Below are 19,448 nucleotides of genomic sequence, written 5' to 3' on the forward strand. Positions count from 1 at the left end.
AGCGGGGGCGTGAAGTGCCGTCGCGAGGTGATCGCGATGATCGGAGAGCTGCGAGGGGCTGGGTCAGGCCTGGTTGGCGGCGGCTTCGAAGTGCGGGAAGCGGCCGCCGGCCTGCTTTGCCGCGCCAGTCGCGAGCAGGCCCGAGAAGGTATCGGCGGGGGCAGGGCGGCCGAGCAGATACCCCTGCATCTCGGCGTTGGATTCCTCTTGCAGCAAGCGAAGCTGCGTCTCGGTTTCGACCCCTTCGGCCGTGACGTCGAGGGTCAGGCTATCGGCGAGCGCGACGATCGCCCGCACGATCGCCATCGCCTCGTCATTCTCGCCGAGCGCTTGGATGAAGGAGCGGTCGATCTTCAGCTTGTCGAAGGGGAAACGGCGAAGATAGCTGAGGCTGGAATAGCCGGTGCCGAAATCGTCGAGCACGATGCGAAGCCCGAGCGCCTTGAGTGCGCTGAGCGTCGCGAGCGTCGCCTCGGTATCCTCGATCAGTAGGCTTTCGGTGACTTCGAGTTCGAGACGGCTGGGTGGAAGGCCGGTTCTGGCCAGCACTTCGGTCACCGTCGCGACGAGGTTGCCAGCGCGGAGCTGGGCCGGCGAAATATTGACGGCGATGCGGTGCGGTTGTGACCAAGACGCCGCTTCGGTGCAGGCGGTTTCAAGAACCAAGCGGCCGAGCGGCACGATGAGGCCGCTTTCCTCGGCCAGCGGAATGAAATCGGCGGGTGAGATCGGGCCGAATGCGGGATGCCGCCAGCGCGCCAGCGCCTCGAAACCGGCCAAGGTCTTACCATCGTTCTTGAAGAGCGGTTGGAAATGGATGTCTAGCGTCCGCCGCCGGATGGCGAGGCGGAGATCCTGTTCGAGATGCCGGCGGCGCCGCAATTCGGCATCCATCGCCGGGTCGAACATGCGCTGCGTGCCGCGGCCGGCGCGTTTGGCCGAATAGAGGGCGGTATCGGCGTTTTTCAGCAACTCGTCGGCGTCGGCGCCGTGCTGCGGATAGAGTGAAACTCCGATGCTGGTGTTGATTTGGAGGAATGATGCGCCGACTTCGAACGGCTCGGTCAGGGACGCGATCACGCGCTGTGCGACCTCGGCCGCGCGCGCGGCCTCCGCCCCGGCCTCGGCCGTGAGGAGGATGACGAATTCGTCGCCACCGAGCCGCGCGATGATTTCGGCGCCGCGCGCGGCGGCACGCAGCCGGGCGGCGACGCGGACCAGAACCTGGTCGCCGATGGGATGACCATGGAGATCGTTCACCGCCTTGAAGCGATCGAGATCGAGCAGGAGCAACGCCAGGCTCTCGTCGCTTTTCTCCGCGAGCGCGATCGACGCGCTGATGCGCTCGCGCAGCAGGGAGCGGTTGGCGAGACCGGTGAGCGGATCGTGGTGCGCGAGATATTCGAGCTGCTCAGCGGCTTTTTTCCGCTCCGAAATATCGCGCAGGGCAACGACCTTCGCAGGCTTGCCGCCATATTCGATGTCGCGCGCGAGGACCTCGACCGGCAGAACCGTGCCATTGGCGGCGCGGAACGCACACTCCTCGAGGTCGTTCCGGCTGGTGGCAAGCCGCTCCTTCACATGCGCGATGTCCTGCTGGGCGGCGAAATCAAGCACCGAGCGGCCGATGATCTGATCCTTGGGCAGGCCGACCATCCCGGTGAAGGCGGCATTGACATCGATGATGATCCCGTCACGGTGGATCATCAGCCCCTCGAAGGCGGAATCGGCGATCTGACGGAGCCGCCACGTCTCGGCGAGGTCGCGCCGCTCCATCCGCGCGTCGATGAGGGCGAACATCAGCCCGGCGAGCAATATCAGGCTGCTGATCGCGGCCACCGCGATCGCGAGCAGCGCCGGCGTGAACACCGCATCCCCAGGCGCGATGCCAGGGCCGAGCACCGGCGCTAGCACCACCGCCGTCATGCCGGTGAAATGCATGGCGACGATGGCGAAGGCCAGCAAAAGTCCGCCCAGCAGCCGGCCGGCGGTGGTCTGCCAGCGCCCGGCGACAAAGAGCGCGAGCGCCCCGAATGCGGCGCCGACGATGATCGCGGCGATGACGTAAGAGCGCTGAAATATCACGATGGCGCCAAGGCGCATCGCCATCATGCCGGTGAAATGCATGGCGGTAATGCCGAGGCCGACGATCGTGCCACCGAGCAGGGCGACGAGCGGGCGGCGAGGCGCCGAGAGGAATAGGGCGAAGCCCGGCAGCGTGCCGATGATCGCAACCAGGATCGAAAACACCGTCCATGAGACGTCATAGGCGACAGGCATATGCGCCTGAAAGGCCAGCATGGCGATGAAATGGAGCGCCCAGACGCCGCTGCCGAACGCGAAGGTTGCAGCGATGGTCCAGGCGGCGCGGCCCATGCCGCGGTTTTTCAACGCCCGCGTGAGCATCGCGACCACGGTGATGCAGGCAATGGCGCAGATAAAAACGGCCAGAGCAATCAACCGTGGGTCATGCTGCTGCGTCAGACACGCAAGAACTTTGATCATCAAAATCTCCGCGTCGGACGAAGATGACGTGGACGCGATCACAGAATGGACCGTAAAAATTGATGAGGCGTTAATGAACGACCATCGAAAAGATGTCGCCATGCCGGGGACGCCCACGGCGGCCTGCCGCGGGCGCCCCCTTTTTTCTCAGGCGTGAATATCGACGTCCTTGGTTTCGTGCAGGAACAGCGCCGCGACCACGGCGTTGAGCGCCGCGACGAGGATCGGGAACCAGAGTCCATAATAAATATTGCCCGACCAGGCGACCAAGGCCGTCGCCAACAGCGGCAGGATGCCGCCGAACCAGCCATTGCCGATGTGATAGGGCAGCGACATCGAGGAATAGCGGATCTTTGCCGGGAACAATTCGACGAGATAGGCAGCGATCGGGCCGTAGATCATGCCGACATAAGCGAGCATGATCCAAAGCCAGAGAACTGCGAGCGGCCAGTTGATCTTTGCCGGATCGGCTTTCTCGGGATAGCCGGCGGCCTTGAGGGCCGCCGAAATTTTGGCCGTATCCGCCCCTTCGAGGGTCACCCCGGCAACTGTCGTTACCACGTCCTTGCCGGCGATACCGGGTAGCGACTGAAACGAGAGCCCGGATTTGGTCAATAGGTCCTTGACCTTGTCACAGGCGCTGAAATGCGACCAGGGGCCGACGAAAACATGGAAATTGCAGTTATCCGCGGCGACGGTGATCGGCGTTGCGGCCTGGAAGGCGACCAGATCGGGATTGACCGCGCTACTCAGGGCATGAAACAGCGGCATCAAGGTCAGCGCCGAGAGCACGCAGGACGCGATCATCAGCTTCAGCCGGCCGATGCGATCGGAAAGCCAGCCGAAGAAGACGAGTGTCGGCGTGCCGAGCACGAGTTGCAGGCCAATCATCAGATAGGCGAGCTTGTAATCGAGATGCAGCGTGATGGTGAGGAAGAACAGCGCGTAAAATTGCGCCGTGTACCAGATGACCCCTTCGCCAGAGCAGGTGCCGAAAAGCGCGAGGGCAACGTATTTGTTATTGGGATAATGGAAAAAACTTTCGGTGAGCGGGGCCTCGGAGCGCCGATTTTCTTCCTTGATCCGCAAAAACACCGGGCTTTCATTGAGCTTGAGCCGGATGTAGAGCGAGATGATCAGCAGGATGAGCGACAGCAGGAAGGGGATCCGCCAGCCCCAGGCGGTAAAGTCGGCCGGGGCGAACGTCTCGCGGCAGGTATAGATCACCGCCAGCGAGAGCAAGAGGCCGAGTGAGCCCGTGGTCTGGATCCAGCTCGTCGCGTAGCCGCGCCCATTGGCGGGGGCATGCTCGGCGACATAGGTCGCAGCACCGCCATATTCACCGCCGAGCGCAAGCCCCTGCAGGAGACGGAGAACGATCAAGAGAATAGGCGCCGCCCAGCCGACGGAGGCGAAAGTCGGCATCAGGCCGGTCCCGAACGTGGCAAGGCCCATGACCAGGATGGTGACGAGAAAGGTATATTTGCGTCCCACCAGGTCGCCGATGCGCCCGAACACCAGAGCGCCGAAGGGCCGCACCATGAAGCCGACCGCATAGGCCGCGAAGGCGTTGAGGAGGGCGGCGGTGTCGTTGCCCTTGGGGAAAAAGAGGCCGGCGAAAAACGGCGCCAAGGTCGCGAAGATGAAGAAATCATACCATTCGAACACGGTGCCGAGCGACGATGCAAAGATGACCTTGCGTTCCTCGGCCTTGGTGATCGGGGTTAGGTGGGAAAAGCCGGCGGTCCTCCGCGGGGCTTCGGCGTAACTCATGATGTTCTGTTCCTCCCATATCGCCGGTCGGCATTCGGTGCCGATCGATGGATTGACTGATCGCGTGTCCGGTCGCGGTTGGTCCGCAACCGTCATCCGCGCGTATCTTTATCCGCAACCGAGCCGGAATCCAGATATTTCACCCAGCATCGCCGGCCACGGCATTTCAACCTCGAACTATTGCCGGAGCGGCGCGGCGCGCGCAAGATTGCCGGCAGAGCTGGCGCCAAGACCGGGAGGACGAACATGAACCATCAAGAAAGTCGCTATGGCGAGGTCTATCGGGCTTGGCTGCGCGACCCCGCAGCCTGGTGGGCGGAGGCCGCGAGCGGCATTGCCTGGCACAAGAGCTGGGATCGCGTGTTCGATGCGTCGATCGGCCCCTATGGCGTCTGGTTTCCTGGGGCAGAGCTCAATATCTGCGAGAATTGCCTTGATCGCCACGTCGCCGCCGGCCGCGGCGCGCAGCCGGCGCTGATCTGGGACAGCCCGCTTACCGGCCGGATCGAACGCTTCACCTACGCCGAACTGACCGCGCGGGCCGCACGGGTCGCGGGCGCGCTCAAGGCGCTCGGCGTCGGCCGCGGCGATCGGGTGGTGATCTACATGCCGATGGTCCCGGAAGCGGCGATCACCATGCTCGCCTGCGCCCGGATCGGCGCCATTCATTCGGTGGTTTTCGGTGGATTCGCCGCCGCCGAACTCGCTGCCCGCATCGCCGATGCCAAGCCGCTTGTGATCGTCGCCGCGTCCTGCGGGTTGGAGCCCGGCCGCGTCGTCGCCTATCAGCCCATCCTCGATGCCGCCCTCGCGCTTTCGCCGCATCAGCCGGAGGCCTGCCTGATCCTGCAGCGCGAGATGGCGCCGGCGACACTGACCCCGGGGCGAGATCACGATTTTTTGACCGCGGAAGCAGCCGCGCAGCCGGCCGCGCCGGTGCCGGTGCGCGCCACCGATCCGCTCTATATTCTCTACACCTCCGGCACCACCGGGCGGCCGAAGGGGGTGGTGCGCGATCACGGCGGATACGCCGTCGCCCTCAATCTCTCGATGGGGATGATTTATGGTCTCGGCGCCGGCGATGTGTTCTGGACGGCCTCCGATGTCGGCTGGGTGGTCGGGCACAGTTATATCGTTTATGCGCCGCTGCTCGCCGGCTGTACCACCGTCATGTATGAGGGCAAGCCGGTGGGAACGCCGGATGCCGGCGCGTTCGGGCGGGTGATCGCGTCGCACGGGGTGAAAGTTCTGTTCACTGCGCCGACCGCGCTCCGCGCCATCAAGCAGCAGGACCCCGAGGCCAAATTGCTCACCGCCCATGATCTTTCGCGCTTTGAGGCGCTGTTCCTGGCCGGCGAGCGCTGTGATCCGCCGACCGCCGAATGGGCAGCGGCGAGGCTCGCGCGGCCGGTGATCGATCATTGGTGGCAAACCGAAACCGGCTGGCCGATCACCGCCGGCTTCCGCGGGCTTGGCCTGTTTCCCTTCAAGCCCGGCTCGGGTGGCCGGCCGGCGCCGGGTTATGATCTACAAGCGCTCGACGATGCAGGCGCGGTGCTGGCGCGTGGCGTGAGCGGCAATCTCGCCATTCGTTTGCCGCTGCCGCCGGGGGCCGCGCCGACGCTCTGGCACAATGACGCGGGGTTTCGCACCGCTTATCTCAGCGATTTTCCCGGCTGGTATCGCACCGGTGACGCCGGCATGATCGATGACGACGGCGATGTCTGGGTGATGGGCCGCACCGATGACATCATCAACACCGCCGGCCACCGGCTTTCCACCGGCGCGATCGAAGAAGTGCTGGCCTCGCACCCGGATGTCGCCGAATGCGCCGTTATCGGCGCTCGCGACGCGCTCAAAGGACAGGTGCCGCTCGGCCTTGCGGTGCTCAAAGCGGGGGTCGATCGGGCGCCGGCGGATATCCGCGCCGAGTTGGTGCAACTCGTGCGCGAGCGAATCGGCCCGGTCGCGTCGTTCAAGACCGCGCTGGTCGTGCCACGCTTGCCGAAAACCCGCTCTGGCAAAATTTTGCGCGCCGCCATCCGCCGCCTCGCTGACGGCGAAGCGGCCAATCCGCCGCCCACCATCGAGGATCCCACCGCTCTCGACGATATCGCGACCGCCCTCGATGGGGCCTCACGCTGAGCCCCGGCGGCCCCCTCCGCCCGCGAGAAATTGGCGTAATATCATTATCTTGACCGGGGGCTCCGGCCTTTCGCCGGAGGATGTCCGCACCCCTGCGCGCCGCTCAGAGGATGTCCGAGGCGAAATTTCGCCTCGGAAGATACCCGCCTATAGCGCGGGTCAGCCATGACCACTCGTTTAACGAGAGGTAAATTTTGTTCTTCTCTTTATGAGCGCATTTGGTTAATAAACTTTTGGTTTTGGCGTGATATGTGGGCGCACAATGCAACCAATATGGGAAGCCATCGTCGATTCCCCGCAGGAGTGCGGGTATGGCGCCTGACGATTTCGCCTATGGCGTCGGTTATGGCGTCGGTCAGCTCATCCCCTATTCCGGGCTGACACGGCTCACCCCCGACGAGGCGGCGCTCGCCGGCCGCGACACCGCGCGCGAACTCGACATCCTGCGTTGCTCCGGTCTTTTCGACGCCGCGTTTTATCTCCATGCCAATCCCGATATCGCCAGCAGCGGCGTCGAGCCGCTGACCCATTACCATCTCCATGGCTGGGCGGAGCGCCGACGGCCGAATTTTTACTTCGATCCCGCCTTCTATCTCGACGAGAATCCCGATGTTCGCGCCGCCGAGATAGATCCCCTGCTGCATTATGTCTGGGCGGGCGAGCGGGAGGGGCGGCGGCCGGTGCTATACTTCGACCCGGCCTGGTATCGCGCCCGCTACGCCGTGCCCGAGGATGAAATCTGCCTCGCCCATTTCCTGGCCCGGCGCCTGAGCGGCGAGACCAGCCCGCTCGCCGAATTCGATTCCGCCTGGTATCTCAAGACCTATCCCGACATTGCCGCGGCCGGGATGGATCCTTTCGAACATTTCCTTGTCCAAGGCCATCGGGAGGGGCGCAACCCCTCGCCGGGGTTCGATGTCCGGTTTTATCGCCGGCGCTATCTCCGCGGCGCGCCAGACGAAAACCCGCTCTTGCATTATCTTCGGCATCGCGGTGAGCCCGGGATTCACCCGTCCTGCCCGCCCGATGAGGTCAGTCTGCCGCGGGAAATGCGGCGTAATACTCGCCCCGGCCTGCATTTCGAGACCGTCGAGCCGGTCCCGGCGACGCATCCCAGCGGGGCAAAGGTGCTCGCCTTCTACTTGCCGCAATTCCACCCTTGCCCGGAAAACGACGCCTGGTGGGGCAAGGGGTTCACCGAATGGACCAATCTCGGCCGCGCTTTGCCGCGCTTTGCCGGCCATTATCAGCCGCGCATCCCGCGCGATCTTGGCCATTACCGGCTGGATGGGGCGGAGACGCTGGCGCGGCAGATCGAACTCGCCAAGGGGGCGGCGCTCGGCGGCTTCGTCTTTTATTTCTACTGGTTCAACCGCCGCCGCCTGCTCGATCAGCCGATCGAGACCTTCCTCGCCAATCCGCACCTCGATTTTCCCTTCTGCTTGATGTGGGCCAATGAAAACTGGACCCGGCAATGGGACGGGATGGATCAACAGATCCTCATCGCTCAGGAATATCGGCCCGAGGATGAGGCGGCGCTGATCGCCTGTTTCGCCCGCCATTTCGCCGATCCGCGCTATATCCGCATCGCGGGGCGGCCGCTGCTTTTCATCTATCGCGCCGCCCTGATCCCCGATTCGGGCGCTGCCATCGCCCGCTGGCGCCAGCGTTTCCGCACCGAGCATGGCGAGGATCCGCTCCTCGTCATGGCGCAGAGCTTCACCGATCACGACCCGCGCGCGCACGGGCTCGACGGCGCGGTGGAGTTCCCGCCCCACAAGCTCACCACCGGGCTCGAGATGATCAATGACCGGCTGGAGCCGTTCGATCCCGATTTCTCGGCCGAAGTCTACGATTACGACGATATCGTCATCCGTTCGCTGACCACCGCGCGGCCGGATTACCCGTTGATCAAGACCGCGATTCCGGGGTGGGACAATGATCCGCGGCGCGAAGGCGGCGGGCTTGTTGTCCATGGCGCGACGCCGGCGCGCTATCAGGCCTGGCTCGGCCGGCTGATCGATGAGGCGAGGGCGCGGCCGTTCCACGGCGAGCCCTTAGTCTGCATCAATGCCTGGAACGAATGGGCGGAAGGGGCCTATCTCGAACCCGACGTCCATTTCGGCGCGGCCTTCCTCAACGCCACTGGCCGCGCCATCACCGGCCGGCCGGCCTCTGCCGCCGGGCTCGTGCTCGTCGGCCATGATGCGCTCGCCCATGGCGCGCAACAGCTTCTGCTTCATCTCGGCCGCCATTTGCGGCGCCATGCCGGGCTCGCGGTGACGTTTCTGCTGCGTGACGGCGGGCCCTTGGAGGCGGAATACGCCAAAGTGGCGCCGACCCTGGTGGTGCGCGAGGATGACGCCTTCGCGGCGACGGTGCAGATGCTCTATCACGAAAAAGGGGTGCGAAGCGCGATCGTCAACACCACCGCCGCCGCAGCACTCTGCCCGCATTTCGCGCGCCACGGCATCGCGGTGACGTTGCTCGTGCATGAAATGCCGCGCCTGATCGAGGAGAAGCAGCTTCTCGGCGCGGCCCGCGCCGCCGCCGCACATGTCCGCCACGCGGTGTTTCCGGCAGCCTTGGTGCGCGAGCGTTTCACCGACCTCATCCCGCTCGCGGCGACAAAGACGCATATTCTGCCCCAGGGGCTCTATCAGGCGATCAGCTTCGATGCCGAGGCGCGCCGCACGCTTCGCGCCAGGTTTGCCATCCCGCCGGACGCGGTGCTCGCGATCGCCGTCGGCTACGGGGATCTGCGCAAGGGGTTCGATCTTTTTCTCCAGACCTGGCGCGCGGCGCGGCGGCGGGCCCGCAGCGTGCATTTCGCCTGGGTCGGGCGTATCGACCGCCAGCTCGAAGCCTATCTCGGGCCCGAGATCGAGGCCGCGAAAGCCAGCGGCACCTGCCATTTCCCGGGCTTTTGCGACGATGTCGCGGCCTGGCTCTCGGCGGCGGACGCGTTGCTTTTGCCGTCGCGAGAGGATCCCTATCCGTCGGTGATGCTCGAAGCCGCGGCCGCCGGGATACCGGTGATCGCGTTTGCGGAAAGCGGCGGCGCGGCCGAGTTCATCCGGCGCGAGGCGGCGGGCGAGGTGGTTTCGTTCGCCGAGTGCGAGGCGATGGCGCGCGCTTTGCTCGCCCTCACCAAGACCGTGCCGAGCCCCGAGGAGCGCCAGCGCCGCGGCGCCGCGACGGCCGCGAAAAGCGCCTTCGGCGATTATGCGAGCGGTCTCCTCGCGCTCGCCTTGCCGGATCTCGTCGATATTTCGGTGGTGGTGCCGAATTTCAATTATGCCCGCTTCCTCCGCGCGCGGCTTGCCTCGATTTTTGGCCAGACCTACCCGGTGCGCGAGGTGATCGTCCTCGATGACGCCTCGAGCGATGACAGTATCGCCGTCGCCGAGGCCACCGCCCGCGAGTGGCAGCGCGATATCCGCGTCATCGCCAATGCCCGCCCCTCGGGCTCGGTTTTCGCGCAGTGGCGGCGCGCGGCGGAGGTGGCGCGCGGCGAATTTCTCTGGATCGCCGAGGCCGATGACGCCGCCGAGCCACAATTTCTCGAAAAACTCGCAGCCAGCCTCGCCAGCGCCGCCGATGCGGTTTTCGCCTTCGCCGACAGCCGCGCGATCGATGCCGAGGACCGGACGCTATTTGCGAGCTATCGCGGCTATTATGCCGAAGCCGCGGGTGAAGGCGCGCTCGGCGCCGATGACGTGTTTTCGGCGCGCGGTTTCGCCCGCCGCTTCCTTGCCGAGCGCAATCTGATCCTCAATGCCTCTTCGCTGCTGTGGCGCCGGCAGGCGCTGCTCACGGCGTTCGCCGGGGTTGGCGATGACCTCGGGCGGTTTCGCCTTGCCGGCGATTGGCGGCTCTATCTCGAAGCCTTGACCGGCGCCGGCGAGAAGCAGGCCGGCGGCAGCGTCGCTTACGTCGCAGCCCCGCTCAATCTCCATCGCCGTCACGAGGCGAGCGTCACCGCGCGCCTCGATCCCGCCCGCCATGTTGGCGAGATCCGCGCCATGCACCGTCTCGCCGCGGCCCGCCTCGGCGGCGGCAAACCCCTGCGCGCCCGGCAGGCGGCCTATCTTCACCACGTCATCGCGACGCTGCGAAAACCGCAGAGGCGCTGATGCCACGGGGACAACCTCCCGAGAAAACCGGATGAGAGGTTTTTTTGTGTCTTTTCTGACGTCACAAGAAACATATTCCTGTTCTTTACAGTAAAAACTCAACGGCGCGCGCGCTTTCCTCCTCGAGTCGCTCGAGCAGCGAGCGGTGCGCCCAGGTTTGCGGGTCGATCGGACGCGAGGCGGCGACATCGTCGGAAAACAGCGCCTCCATCCGCTGGGCGAAGGCGCGATCGAGGATCACCGCGTTGATTTCATTATTATAGATTACGCTGCGCCAATCGAGATTGGCCGAACCCACGGTCGCCCAGAGATGATCGATCACCGCCGTCTTGGCGTGGAGGACGACCGCGCGCCGCTCATAGATTTTTACCCCGGCTTTCATGAGCGCCGCGTAATGGGCACGGCCGGCGGCGACTACGGTTGCGCTAGAGCTATGCGCCGGCACCACGATCTCGACATCGACGCCGCGCCGCGCCGCCGCTTCCAGGGCGCGGTCGAGATCGGGGGTCGGCGCAAAATAGCCGGTGGTGAGGTGGATCGAGGTCCGCGCCAGTGAGATCGCCATGAGCAGCGTGCGGTAGATCAGCGTTCGATGCTGCGAGGGCGTGCCATCGATCGCCTGCACCAGGGCGTCGCCGCGCGGCGACGCTGGCGGCGGCGGTGGCGGCGACAGGGCGGGGCCGTGCTGGCCCTGCCAGGTCTGCTCGAAAATCTGCTCGAACTGCGCGACCACCGGCCCCTCGATCCGCACATCGGTATCGCGCCAGGCCAGTTTCGTCGGGTCCACCGGTTGGCCGCGGCGTTTCTGGCGGCGAATGTCATAGACCTGGTTGATATTGACGCCGCCGGTGATCGCGACGGCGTTATCAACGACCAGGAGCTTGCGGTGGTCGCGCCGGTTGAGGTCGAGCGGCAGGCCGGTGAAGAACCCGACCGGGTGATATTCGAGCACCCGCACCCCCCCCTGACGGAGCCGTTCGATCAGGGAAGCCGGGGTATCGAGCGAGCCGAAACTGTCGAAGATGAGGTTGACCTCGACCCCCTCCGCCCGTTTGGCGAGCAGGAGATCGCCGAAGCGCGCCCCTTCGACGGGATCGAACTCATAGCTCTCCATATCGATCCGCCGCCGCGCGCCGGCGATCGCGGCACGGAGCGCCGCGTAGGTCTGCTGGCCATCGGTGAGCAGGGTGACCGCGTTGCCGCCGACGAATTGGGTGTGGGTGATCCGCTCCTCCTGGCGGCGCATGAGGTCGAGGGTGCTGCTCGAATAGGCGTCCGCGCGCGCGGCGGCGGCGATATCGGCGTCAACCACCGGGAGCTGCGCACAACCGGCAAGCGCGAGCACCAGGGCGACGAGCGCGGGGACCAGCGGGCGGCATTGTCGCATGCGAATCATTCCGAAGCGCCGCTTCCTTTACTCTTTCTTTGGACCCAGGCGGCACACTAGGCCGCATCGTGAGGCGTCACACGCCGGATGCCGGGGAAGGAGAAGCTGATGGACGATCTGCTGGTCGACTTTCTGACCGAAACCAATGAGAGCCTCGCCGAACTAGATGTCGCATTGGTGAAGCTCGAACGCGCGCCCGACGACCAGGAGACCTTGTCGCTGATTTTCCGCCTCGTGCATACGATCAAAGGCACGTGCGGCTTTCTCGGTCTGCCGCGGCTCGAACGTGTCGCCCATGCCGGCGAGAACGTACTCGGCAAGGTGCGCGACGGCAAGCTCGCCGCAAGCAGCGATATCGTCAGCGCCGTTCTCGCCTCGCTCGACCGGATCAAGCTGATCCTCGCCGGCCTCGCCGAGACCGGGGCCGAGCCGGCCGGGGATGATAGCGCCTTGATCGCCGCACTCGACGACGCCGCTGCCGGGCGTCTCGCCGCCGCGCCTGCCGCCGAGGCGGCGGCGCCAAGCCTCGCGGCCGAGAGTGCGCCGGTGAGCGCGGCCGACACGCCCGAGCCCGAACCTGCGCCGGGCGAGACGCCAGCCCCGCCGGTCATGACCGCGCCCTCACCCACGCCCGTTCCCCCCGCGCCCGCCCCGATGCCGGCGGCGGAGGCGCCGCGCGAGGGCGGCGAGGCGGTGGTCGCCGGCCAGACCATCCGCGTCGGCGTTGACGTGCTCGAACATCTCATGACCCTGGTGAGCGAGCTGGTGCTGACCCGCAACCAGCTTCTCCAGCTCGCCCGCACCCAGGAAAACAGTGCCTTCGCGGTGCCGCTGCAGCGCTTGTCGCACATCACCTCCGATCTTCAGGAGGGGGTGATGAAAACCCGCATGCAGCCGATCGGCAATGCCTGGAACAAGCTGCCGCGGCTGGTGCGGGATCTCGCCCATGAACTCGGCAAGAAAATCGATCTCGTGATGATCGGTGCCGATACCGAGCTCGACCGCCAGGTCTTGGAACTGATCAAGGATCCCCTCACCCACATGGTGCGCAACAGCGCCGATCACGGCCTCGAGCGACCGGAGGAGCGGCGCGGCGCCGGTAAGCCGGAAACCGGCCACATCACGCTCAACGCCTTCCACGAAGGCGGGCACATCATCATCGAAATCGCCGATGACGGGCGCGGCCTCGATCTCGCGCGCATCCGCGCCAAGGCGCTGGCGCAAGGCCTCGCGAGCGAAGCCGAACTCGCTGCGATGAGCGAGAGCCAGGTGCAGCGGTTCATCTTCCATGCCGGTTTTTCGACCGCCGCCAGCATCACCGCGGTCTCCGGCCGCGGCGTCGGGATGGATGTGGTGAAAACCAATATCGAGCGGATCGGTGGCACCATCGATCTCAAAAGCATCGCCGGCCAGGGCAGCACCTTCACCATCAAAATTCCGCTAACGCTCGCCATCGTCTCGGCGCTGATCGTCGAGGCTGGCGGGGAGCGTTTCGCGATCCCGCAGATCAGCGTCGTCGAACTGGTTCGCGCCAGCAGCGAAGGGAGCGCCGATGGCGATCAGCCGGTGATCGAGCGGATCAACGCAACGCCAGTGCTCCGCCTGCGCGACCGGCTCCTGCCGCTCGTCAATCTTCGCGATCTTCTCGAACTCGGACGCGCGGAGGAGCGCGCGGGCGAGCTTTACATCGTCGTCGCCCAGGTCGGCTCCAGCCTGCTCGGCATCATCGTCGATCGGGTATTCGATACCGAGGAGATCGTGGTCAAGCCGGTCGCGCCGATTCTCCGCCACATCACCATGTTCAGCGGCAATACGATCCTCGGCGATGGTTCGGTGATCATGATCCTCGACCCCAACGGCATCGCCCGCGCGACCGGCAGTGGCAGCGGCGGCGAGCAGCGCAAACCGATCGCCGAGACCGTCGAGGATGCGACGTCCGCATCGAGCACCGCGATGCTGCTGTTTCGCGCCGGCGATGCGGCGCCGAAAGCGGTGCCGCTCGGCCTCGTCGCCCGCCTCGAGGACATTCCTCGCGATCGGATCGAGACTTCGTCGGGGAAGATGGTGACGCAGTATCGCGGCCGGCTGATGCCGCTGGTCGCGTTCGATGGCGTGCGCAGCGAGGGCGAGACCCAGGCGGTGCTGGTGTTCAGCGACGGCGAGCACAGCATGGGGCTGATGGTCGATGAGATCGTCGATGTCGTCGACGAGGTGCTGCGCATCGAACTCGGAACGGAAGCGCCGGGGCTGCTCGGGACGGCGGTGATCGCCGGCCGCGCGACCGACGTCATCAACATCGATTACTGGCTGCGCGCGGCGCAGCAGGACTGGTTCCGTGGCTCGAGCACGGATGCGGCCGCGACGGCGCCGCATATCCTCATCGTCGAGGACAGCGATTTCTTCCGCCAATTGCTGGTGCCCTCGCTCGCCGCCGCGGGCTATCGCGTCACCGCCGCCGCGAGTGCCGCGCAAGCGCTGAAACTGCGCGAGTCGGGCGTCAAGATCGATGCCATCATCTCTGACATCGTGATGCCGGACATGGATGGTCTCGCTTTCGCCCGCCAGATCCGCGATGGCGGCGCCTGGGCGTCGCTGCCGATGATCGCGCTCTCGGGCCGTGTCGAGCCGGCCGACATCGAAGCCGGCCGCGACGCCGGATTCACCGATTACGTCGCCAAATTCCAACGTGAGGCGCTGCTCGACAGCCTGCGGCAATGCCTCGGTCACATGGTGGATCAGTGAGGAAAGAAAACCGATGAGCGCAACCCTGATGGAAAGACCGCGCGCGGATGAGAGCGCCTATGATGGTGACACGAGCGGCGAGCAGGTTTTCGTTACCCTCACCCTCGCCGATCAGCTCTGCGGCATTCCGGTCTTGATGGTGCGTGACGTGTTGTCGGCACAGAACATCACCCGGATTCCGCTGGCGCCGGCGGAGATCGCGGGCAGCCTCAACTTGCGCGGGCGCATCGTCACCGCGATCGACCTTCGTCGCCGCCTCGGCCTGCCGCGGGTCGAGGGGGAGGCGGCACGGATGGCGGTGGTCACCGAGCAGAGCAGCGAACTCTACGCCTTCCTCGTCGATCAGGTGAGCGAGGTTCTCAGTCTCTCGGGGCGCGATTTCGAGCGTAATCCGCCGACATTGCCGCCGGTCTGGGCCAATCACAGCCGCGGCATCTATCGGCTTTCCGGCCGGCTGATGGTGGTGCTCGACGTTGCGCGCATCCTTGCTTTGGCCCCGGTTCAATAAGTGACCAGCGAAGGGAATGCCGATGACCGCTGAAGGGTGCGTCTGTCTCGTCGTCGATGACAGTCGCGTCGTGCGTAAGGTCGCGCGACGCATTCTGGAAACCCAAGGATTCGCCGTCGAAGAAGCCGAGGATGGCCAGCAGGCGCTGGAGGCCTGCCGTCGACATTTGCCCGGCGTCATTCTGCTCGACTGGAACATGCCGGTGATGAACGGCATCGAATTTCTGCGCGCCCTACGCCAGGAGTTCGGCCCTGACCGGCCGACGGTGGTGTTCTGCACCACCGAAACCGAGATGAGTTTCATCGAGCAGGCGATCGAGAGTGGCGCTCAGGAATTCATCATGAAGCCGTTCGACGAGGGGATCCTGCTCGGAAAATTCGCCCAGGTGGGTCTGCTTTGATCGCCGCCAGCACGACGGCAGCGACGCCCCGGCCGGCCACGAACGGCGGCGAGGCGAAGATCCGTGTCGCCATTTGCGACGACTCTCTGGTCATCCGCGGCGCTCTCGCGCGGATGCTGGAGGCGGAACCCGATTTCGCCGTCGTCGCCCGGGTTGGCGATGGGGCGCAGGCGGTGGCGACGATCCGGCGCCTGGCCACGACGACGCCGGTTGACGTCCTGATTCTCGATATCGAAATGCCGGTGCTGGACGGGATGGCAGCACTCCCGCAATTGCTCGAAGCCGACCCCGGATTGCGGGTCATCATGGCGTCGACGCTGACGACGCGGGGGGCGGAGATCGCGCTTCGGGCGCTCCGTCTCGGGGCGGCCGATTACGTGCCCAAACCGTCGACTGCGATGATCGCCGATGACAGCTTCCGCCGCGAACTGATCGCCAAGATCCGCGGCCTCGTCCGCCTGCGCCGGAGCGGGGCACGGCCGGCGCCGTCAGCGTCCGCGCCGCCGGTCGCGCTTCGTCCGGGGCTTGCGCGCCCGCCCCGCTTGCTCGCGATCGGCAGTTCCACCGGCGGCCCGCAAGCCTTGTTCACGCTCATCCCCGCCCTCGGGAAGGCGCTTTCGGTGCCGGTGGTGCTCACCCAGCACATGCCGGCGACATTCACCCCCATCCTTGCCGAGCATCTTGGCCGCCTCGGCGGCATGCCGTGTGCCGAGGCGCGGGATGGCGAGGCGCTGCAGCCCGGGCATATCTATCTCGCGCCCGGCGACCGCCATCTGTTGATCCAGCGCGACGCCACCACCCTGAGGGCGAGACTGAGCACCGATCCACCGGTCAATTTCTGCCGCCCCGCCGTCGATCCCATGCTCCAGAGCGCCGCCAGCGCCTGCGAGGGGCGCGTGCTCGTCGTGATGCTGACCGGTATGGGCCATGACGGGCGCGAGGGCACCAGCGCCGTGGTCGCCGCTGGTGGCGCCGCGATCGCCCAGGACGAGGAGTCGAGCGTCGTCTGGGGCATGCCCGGTGCTATCGCCCAGGCCAAACTCTGCCACGCGGTTTTGCCACTTGCGCGCATCGCGCCAAAGGTTCTGGAGATGATCAGACGATGACACCGGCGGCATTCGAGGTCTTTGCGAGCCTGCTCAAATCCCGCTCCGGTCTCGCCATCGGGCCGGACAAAACCTATCTCCTGGAAACCCGCCTCGCGCCGCTGCTGCGCGCGCACAATCTCGTCGATCTCGAGGCGTTGGCGCTCACTCTGCGCAGCGGTGGCCATGCCGCGCTCGCCGCCGCGGTGGTCGAGGCGATGACCACCAACGAGACGTTCTTTTTCCGCGATGACAAGCCGTTTGCGCATTTTCGCAACCAGGTTCTGCCGCAGCTTGTTTCATCCCGTCCGCCCGGCGCCGGGCTTCGCGTATGGTCGGCAGCGGCGTCGACCGGGCAGGAAGCCTATTCGCTGGCAATGATCGCGGCCGAGAGCCAGGCGCTGCTCGGCGGGCGGCGGGTCGAGATTATCGGCACCGATATCGCGCGCGAGCCGCTCGAGCGCGCGCGCGCCGGCCTATACACCCAGTTCGAGGTCCAGCGCGGCGTGCCCATGACCGCTCTGGTCAAGCATTTCCGCAAGGAGCCGGAGGGCTGGCGGATCGTCGAGCCGCTGCGCGCCATGGTCAGCTTCCGGGAGTGGAATTTGCTCGCCGATCTCCGCCCGCTCGGCCAGTTCGACACCATTTTTTGCCGCAATGTGCTGATCTATTTCGACCAGCCGACCAAGAGCCGGGTTTTGGAGGCGATCGCCGAGCGGCTGGCGCCGGATGGCGTGCTCTATCTCGGTGGCGCGGAGACCATTCTCGGCCTGACCGAGCGCCTCGTCGCCGCGCCCGGCGGCCATGGCGTCTATAGGCGCGCCATGGCCGGCGCCTCTCCTGCCGCCTCGGCTCCCGCCGGCGCAGCCTCGCCGCCGGGCAAGACTTTGGGGGCGATCGCCTCGGCGATGAAGCCGATCAACGCCTCGGCCGCCGCCGTCACCGACAGCCGTCCGGTATCGAGCCTGAGATCAGGCTTGGCGGGCGCTTCATAACTGCCATCGATGCCGGTGAAGCCGGGCAAAACGCCGGCGCGGGCCTTGGCATAGAGCCCTTTCGGGTCGCGCGCCTCGCAGGTCGCGGCGTCGGCGGCGATGTGGATTTCGTGGAACAGATCGCCGCCGATCCGCCGCGCCTCGGCGCGCATCGCCGCTTGCGGTGAGATCAACGCAACGATGACGACGAGCCCGGCATCGGCCATCAGCCGCGCGACCTCGGCGGTGCGGCGGACATTCTCCTCGCGCTCGCGCGGCGAGAAGCCGAGATCGGCGTTGAGGCCGGTGCGCAGCGTGTCGCCATCGAGCACGACGGCATCGATACCGTCGGCGAAAAGCCGCTGCTCGGCCTGGCGGGCAAGCGTCGATTTGCCGGCGCCAGGCAAGCCGGTGAGCCAGAACACAGCGCCGCGATAGCCTTTCGCCGCCGCGCGCGCGGCATGCGAGACCGCGGCGTCGAGCGGGAAGACGTGCTCGCGCCCGGCGGCGATGCCAAGGATGGGCGCGCCGCCGACGATGTGCTGATGCCCGTCGACCAGAACGCCGCGCCCGCCGCCCTCGGGGCGGAAGGGATCAAACAGCACCTCCTCGGCCGCCGTCAGGGTGATGTCGGCGAAGCCCTCCGGCGGCACTTCGGTGCCGGCCTCGGCCGAGAGATCATCGATCCGCACCACCCGCTCGATGGCGCTGACCCGGACCTTGTATTCGGCGGTCGCGAGGCGGAGCTGAAAGCTCTCGCCCAAGCGCAACGGCTCTTGGCGCAGCCAGAAAATCCGTGTCGCCAGGCGCCGGGCGCGCAGCGGGGCAGCGTTCGGGTGATAGAGCAGATCGCCCCGCGCGACCACCACCTCCGGCGCCAGCTCCAGTGCAACCGATTGGCCGGCGCCGGCGCTTTGCGCTGGCGGCGTCGGCCAGCCGGCGAGTGCTGTGATCGTCGCGCGATGGCCGGCGGCGCCGATCGCGACGGTATCGCCGGCGGCGAGCCGGCCGCTATCGATGCGCCCGACGACGAAACGCCGCTCCCCCTGGCGATAGACGTCCTGGACCGAGAGGCGGAGCGGCCCCGCGGTCGCGGGCAGCGGGCGTGGCAGGGCGGCCAGCGCCTCGGTCAAGGTCGGGCCGCGATACCAGGCGAGATGCGGCGAAGGCGCTGCGATATTGTCGCCATGACGCGCCGAGACCGGGATGACGGCGCGCGGCGTGATGTCGAGCGGGGTGAGGAGGGCGGTGAGCTGGCTCGCGACGGCGTCGATGCGGGTGCGGTCGAAATCGAGCAGGTCGGCCTTGTTCAAGACCACGATCACGTCTGCGACACCGATCAGGCGGAGCAGCATGGCGTGGCGCCGCGTCTGGTCGCGCACCCCCTCGGTCACGTCGATGACGAGAACGGCAGCGCTGGCGCCGGCGGCGCCGGTGATCATGTTGCGCAGGAATTGGCGATGGCCAGGGGCATCGACGATGACGAAGCCACGCCCGCCGAGGGTGAAGGGCAGCCGCGTCGCATCGATGGTGACGCCTTGGTCGCGTTCGGCCTGAAGGGAATCGAGCAAGAACGACCATTCGACGCCGAGCCCGCGCTTTTCGGATGATAGCCGGGCGGCGTCGAATTTGCCGGCGAGGAGATTATCGGTGTCGTGCAAAAGCCGGCCGATCAACGTCGATTTGCCGTGATCGACATGGCCGACGATGACGATCGGGGTCGGCATTTCGCCAGCAAATGGCGGGTTGGTGACGGCCGGGGCGGGATCGAATTCGGTGTTCATGGAGGGCTC

The 19,448-nt window shown here is 66.2% G+C and carries 11 protein-coding genes and 1 pseudogene; 8 read left to right on the forward strand and 4 right to left on the reverse strand.

The window, feature by feature from the left end:
* Window positions 1-63: 63 nt before the first annotated feature.
* Window positions 64-2,505, reverse strand: a complete 2,442-nt coding sequence (locus DEF76_RS05240; protein WP_162800491.1) for a bifunctional diguanylate cyclase/phosphodiesterase — start codon at window positions 2,503-2,505, stop codon at window positions 64-66.
* Between DEF76_RS05240 and DEF76_RS19220 the strand changes: the two genes are divergently transcribed.
* Complete coding sequence (locus DEF76_RS19220; RefSeq protein WP_162800492.1) at window positions 2,498-2,662, forward strand: hypothetical protein; 165 nt, start codon at window positions 2,498-2,500, stop codon at window positions 2,660-2,662. The genes DEF76_RS05240 and DEF76_RS19220 overlap by 8 nt on opposite strands.
* On the opposite strand, the gene DEF76_RS05245 is transcribed toward DEF76_RS19220, so the two are convergent.
* Window positions 2,653-4,278 carry an MFS transporter gene (locus DEF76_RS05245; protein WP_114911424.1) on the reverse strand — a complete coding sequence of 542 codons (1,626 nt, stop codon included), beginning with the start codon at window positions 4,276-4,278 and terminating at the stop codon, window positions 2,653-2,655. The two genes, DEF76_RS19220 and DEF76_RS05245, sit on opposite strands and share 10 nt — an antisense overlap.
* 246 nt (window positions 4,279-4,524) lie before the next feature.
* Here DEF76_RS05245 and DEF76_RS05250 point away from each other — a divergent pair, with 246 nt between their 5' ends.
* On the forward strand, window positions 4,525-6,423 hold the full coding sequence (locus DEF76_RS05250) for an AMP-binding protein (RefSeq protein ID WP_114911425.1): 1,899 nt from the start codon (window positions 4,525-4,527) through the stop codon (window positions 6,421-6,423).
* A gap of 311 nt (window positions 6,424-6,734) precedes the next feature.
* Window positions 6,735-10,559 (forward strand): glycoside hydrolase family 99-like domain-containing protein, encoded by a 3,825-nt coding sequence (locus DEF76_RS05255; protein WP_114911426.1) that lies wholly within the window; start codon window positions 6,735-6,737, stop codon window positions 10,557-10,559.
* Between the two features lie 85 nt (window positions 10,560-10,644).
* Here DEF76_RS05255 and DEF76_RS05260 read toward each other — a convergent pair whose 3' ends face one another.
* The gene (locus tag DEF76_RS05260) at window positions 10,645-11,946 is read right to left on the reverse strand and encodes a phospholipase D-like domain-containing protein (protein ID WP_162800493.1); all 1,302 of its coding nucleotides are present in this window, start codon (window positions 11,944-11,946) and stop codon (window positions 10,645-10,647) included.
* A 108-nt stretch (window positions 11,947-12,054) separates the two neighbouring features.
* Here DEF76_RS05260 and DEF76_RS05265 point away from each other — a divergent pair, with 108 nt between their 5' ends.
* The 5 genes and pseudogenes from DEF76_RS05265 to DEF76_RS19825 form a co-directional block, all read left to right on the forward strand.
* Window positions 12,055-14,688, forward strand: a complete 2,634-nt coding sequence (locus DEF76_RS05265) for a hybrid sensor histidine kinase/response regulator (protein ID WP_114913683.1) — start codon at window positions 12,055-12,057, stop codon at window positions 14,686-14,688.
* Window positions 14,689-14,701: 13 nt separating this feature from the next.
* A complete protein-coding gene (locus DEF76_RS05270) occupies window positions 14,702-15,196 on the forward strand; it encodes a chemotaxis protein CheW (RefSeq protein ID WP_240319112.1) in 495 nt (164 codons plus the stop codon).
* A 22-nt stretch (window positions 15,197-15,218) separates the two neighbouring features.
* Window positions 15,219-15,596, forward strand: coding sequence for a response regulator (locus tag DEF76_RS05275; RefSeq protein ID WP_114913685.1), 378 nt, complete (start codon window positions 15,219-15,221; stop codon window positions 15,594-15,596).
* Window positions 15,593-16,702, forward strand: a complete 1,110-nt coding sequence (locus tag DEF76_RS05280; protein WP_456303856.1) for a protein-glutamate methylesterase/protein-glutamine glutaminase — start codon at window positions 15,593-15,595, stop codon at window positions 16,700-16,702. Before DEF76_RS05275 ends, DEF76_RS05280 begins: the two co-directional genes overlap by 4 nt.
* Window positions 16,699-17,451, forward strand: a pseudogene (locus DEF76_RS19825) (CheR family methyltransferase); the annotation flags it as partial. The gene DEF76_RS05280 and the pseudogene DEF76_RS19825, both read left to right, overlap by 4 nt.
* Window positions 17,452-17,492: 41 nt before the next feature.
* Here the strand turns inward: DEF76_RS19825 and cysC are convergent.
* Entirely contained in the window at window positions 17,493-19,382 is a 1,890-nt protein-coding gene (gene cysC / locus DEF76_RS05290) for an adenylyl-sulfate kinase (RefSeq protein WP_114913687.1), read from the reverse strand.
* Window positions 19,383-19,448: the final 66 nt, after the last annotated feature.

Origin of the sequence: Acidibrevibacterium fodinaquatile, assembly GCF_003352165.1 — a bacterium.
Lineage (GTDB): Bacteria > Pseudomonadota > Alphaproteobacteria > Acetobacterales > Acetobacteraceae > Acidibrevibacterium > Acidibrevibacterium fodinaquatile.

Excerpts from the sequence above, each read along its gene's own strand:
- DEF76_RS05250 (WP_114911425.1), top strand. The coding sequence starts at position 4,525 with ATGAACCATCAAGAAAGTCGCTATGGCGAGGTCTATCGGGCTTGGCTG.
- DEF76_RS05275 (WP_114913685.1), top strand. The coding sequence starts at position 15,219 with ATGACCGCTGAAGGGTGCGTCTGTCTCGTCGTCGATGACAGTCGCGTC.
- DEF76_RS05270 (WP_240319112.1), top strand. The coding sequence starts at position 14,702 with ATGAGCGCAACCCTGATGGAAAGACCGCGCGCGGATGAGAGCGCCTAT.
- DEF76_RS05260 (WP_162800493.1), bottom strand. The coding sequence starts at position 11,946 with ATGCGACAATGCCGCCCGCTGGTCCCCGCGCTCGTCGCCCTGGTGCTC.
- DEF76_RS05255 (WP_114911426.1), top strand. The coding sequence starts at position 6,735 with ATGGCGCCTGACGATTTCGCCTATGGCGTCGGTTATGGCGTCGGTCAG.
- cysC (WP_114913687.1), bottom strand. The coding sequence starts at position 19,382 with ATGCCGACCCCGATCGTCATCGTCGGCCATGTCGATCACGGCAAATCG.
- DEF76_RS05240 (WP_162800491.1), bottom strand. The coding sequence starts at position 2,505 with ATGATCAAAGTTCTTGCGTGTCTGACGCAGCAGCATGACCCACGGTTG.
- DEF76_RS05265 (WP_114913683.1), top strand. The coding sequence starts at position 12,055 with ATGGACGATCTGCTGGTCGACTTTCTGACCGAAACCAATGAGAGCCTC.
- DEF76_RS05245 (WP_114911424.1), bottom strand. The coding sequence starts at position 4,278 with ATGAGTTACGCCGAAGCCCCGCGGAGGACCGCCGGCTTTTCCCACCTA.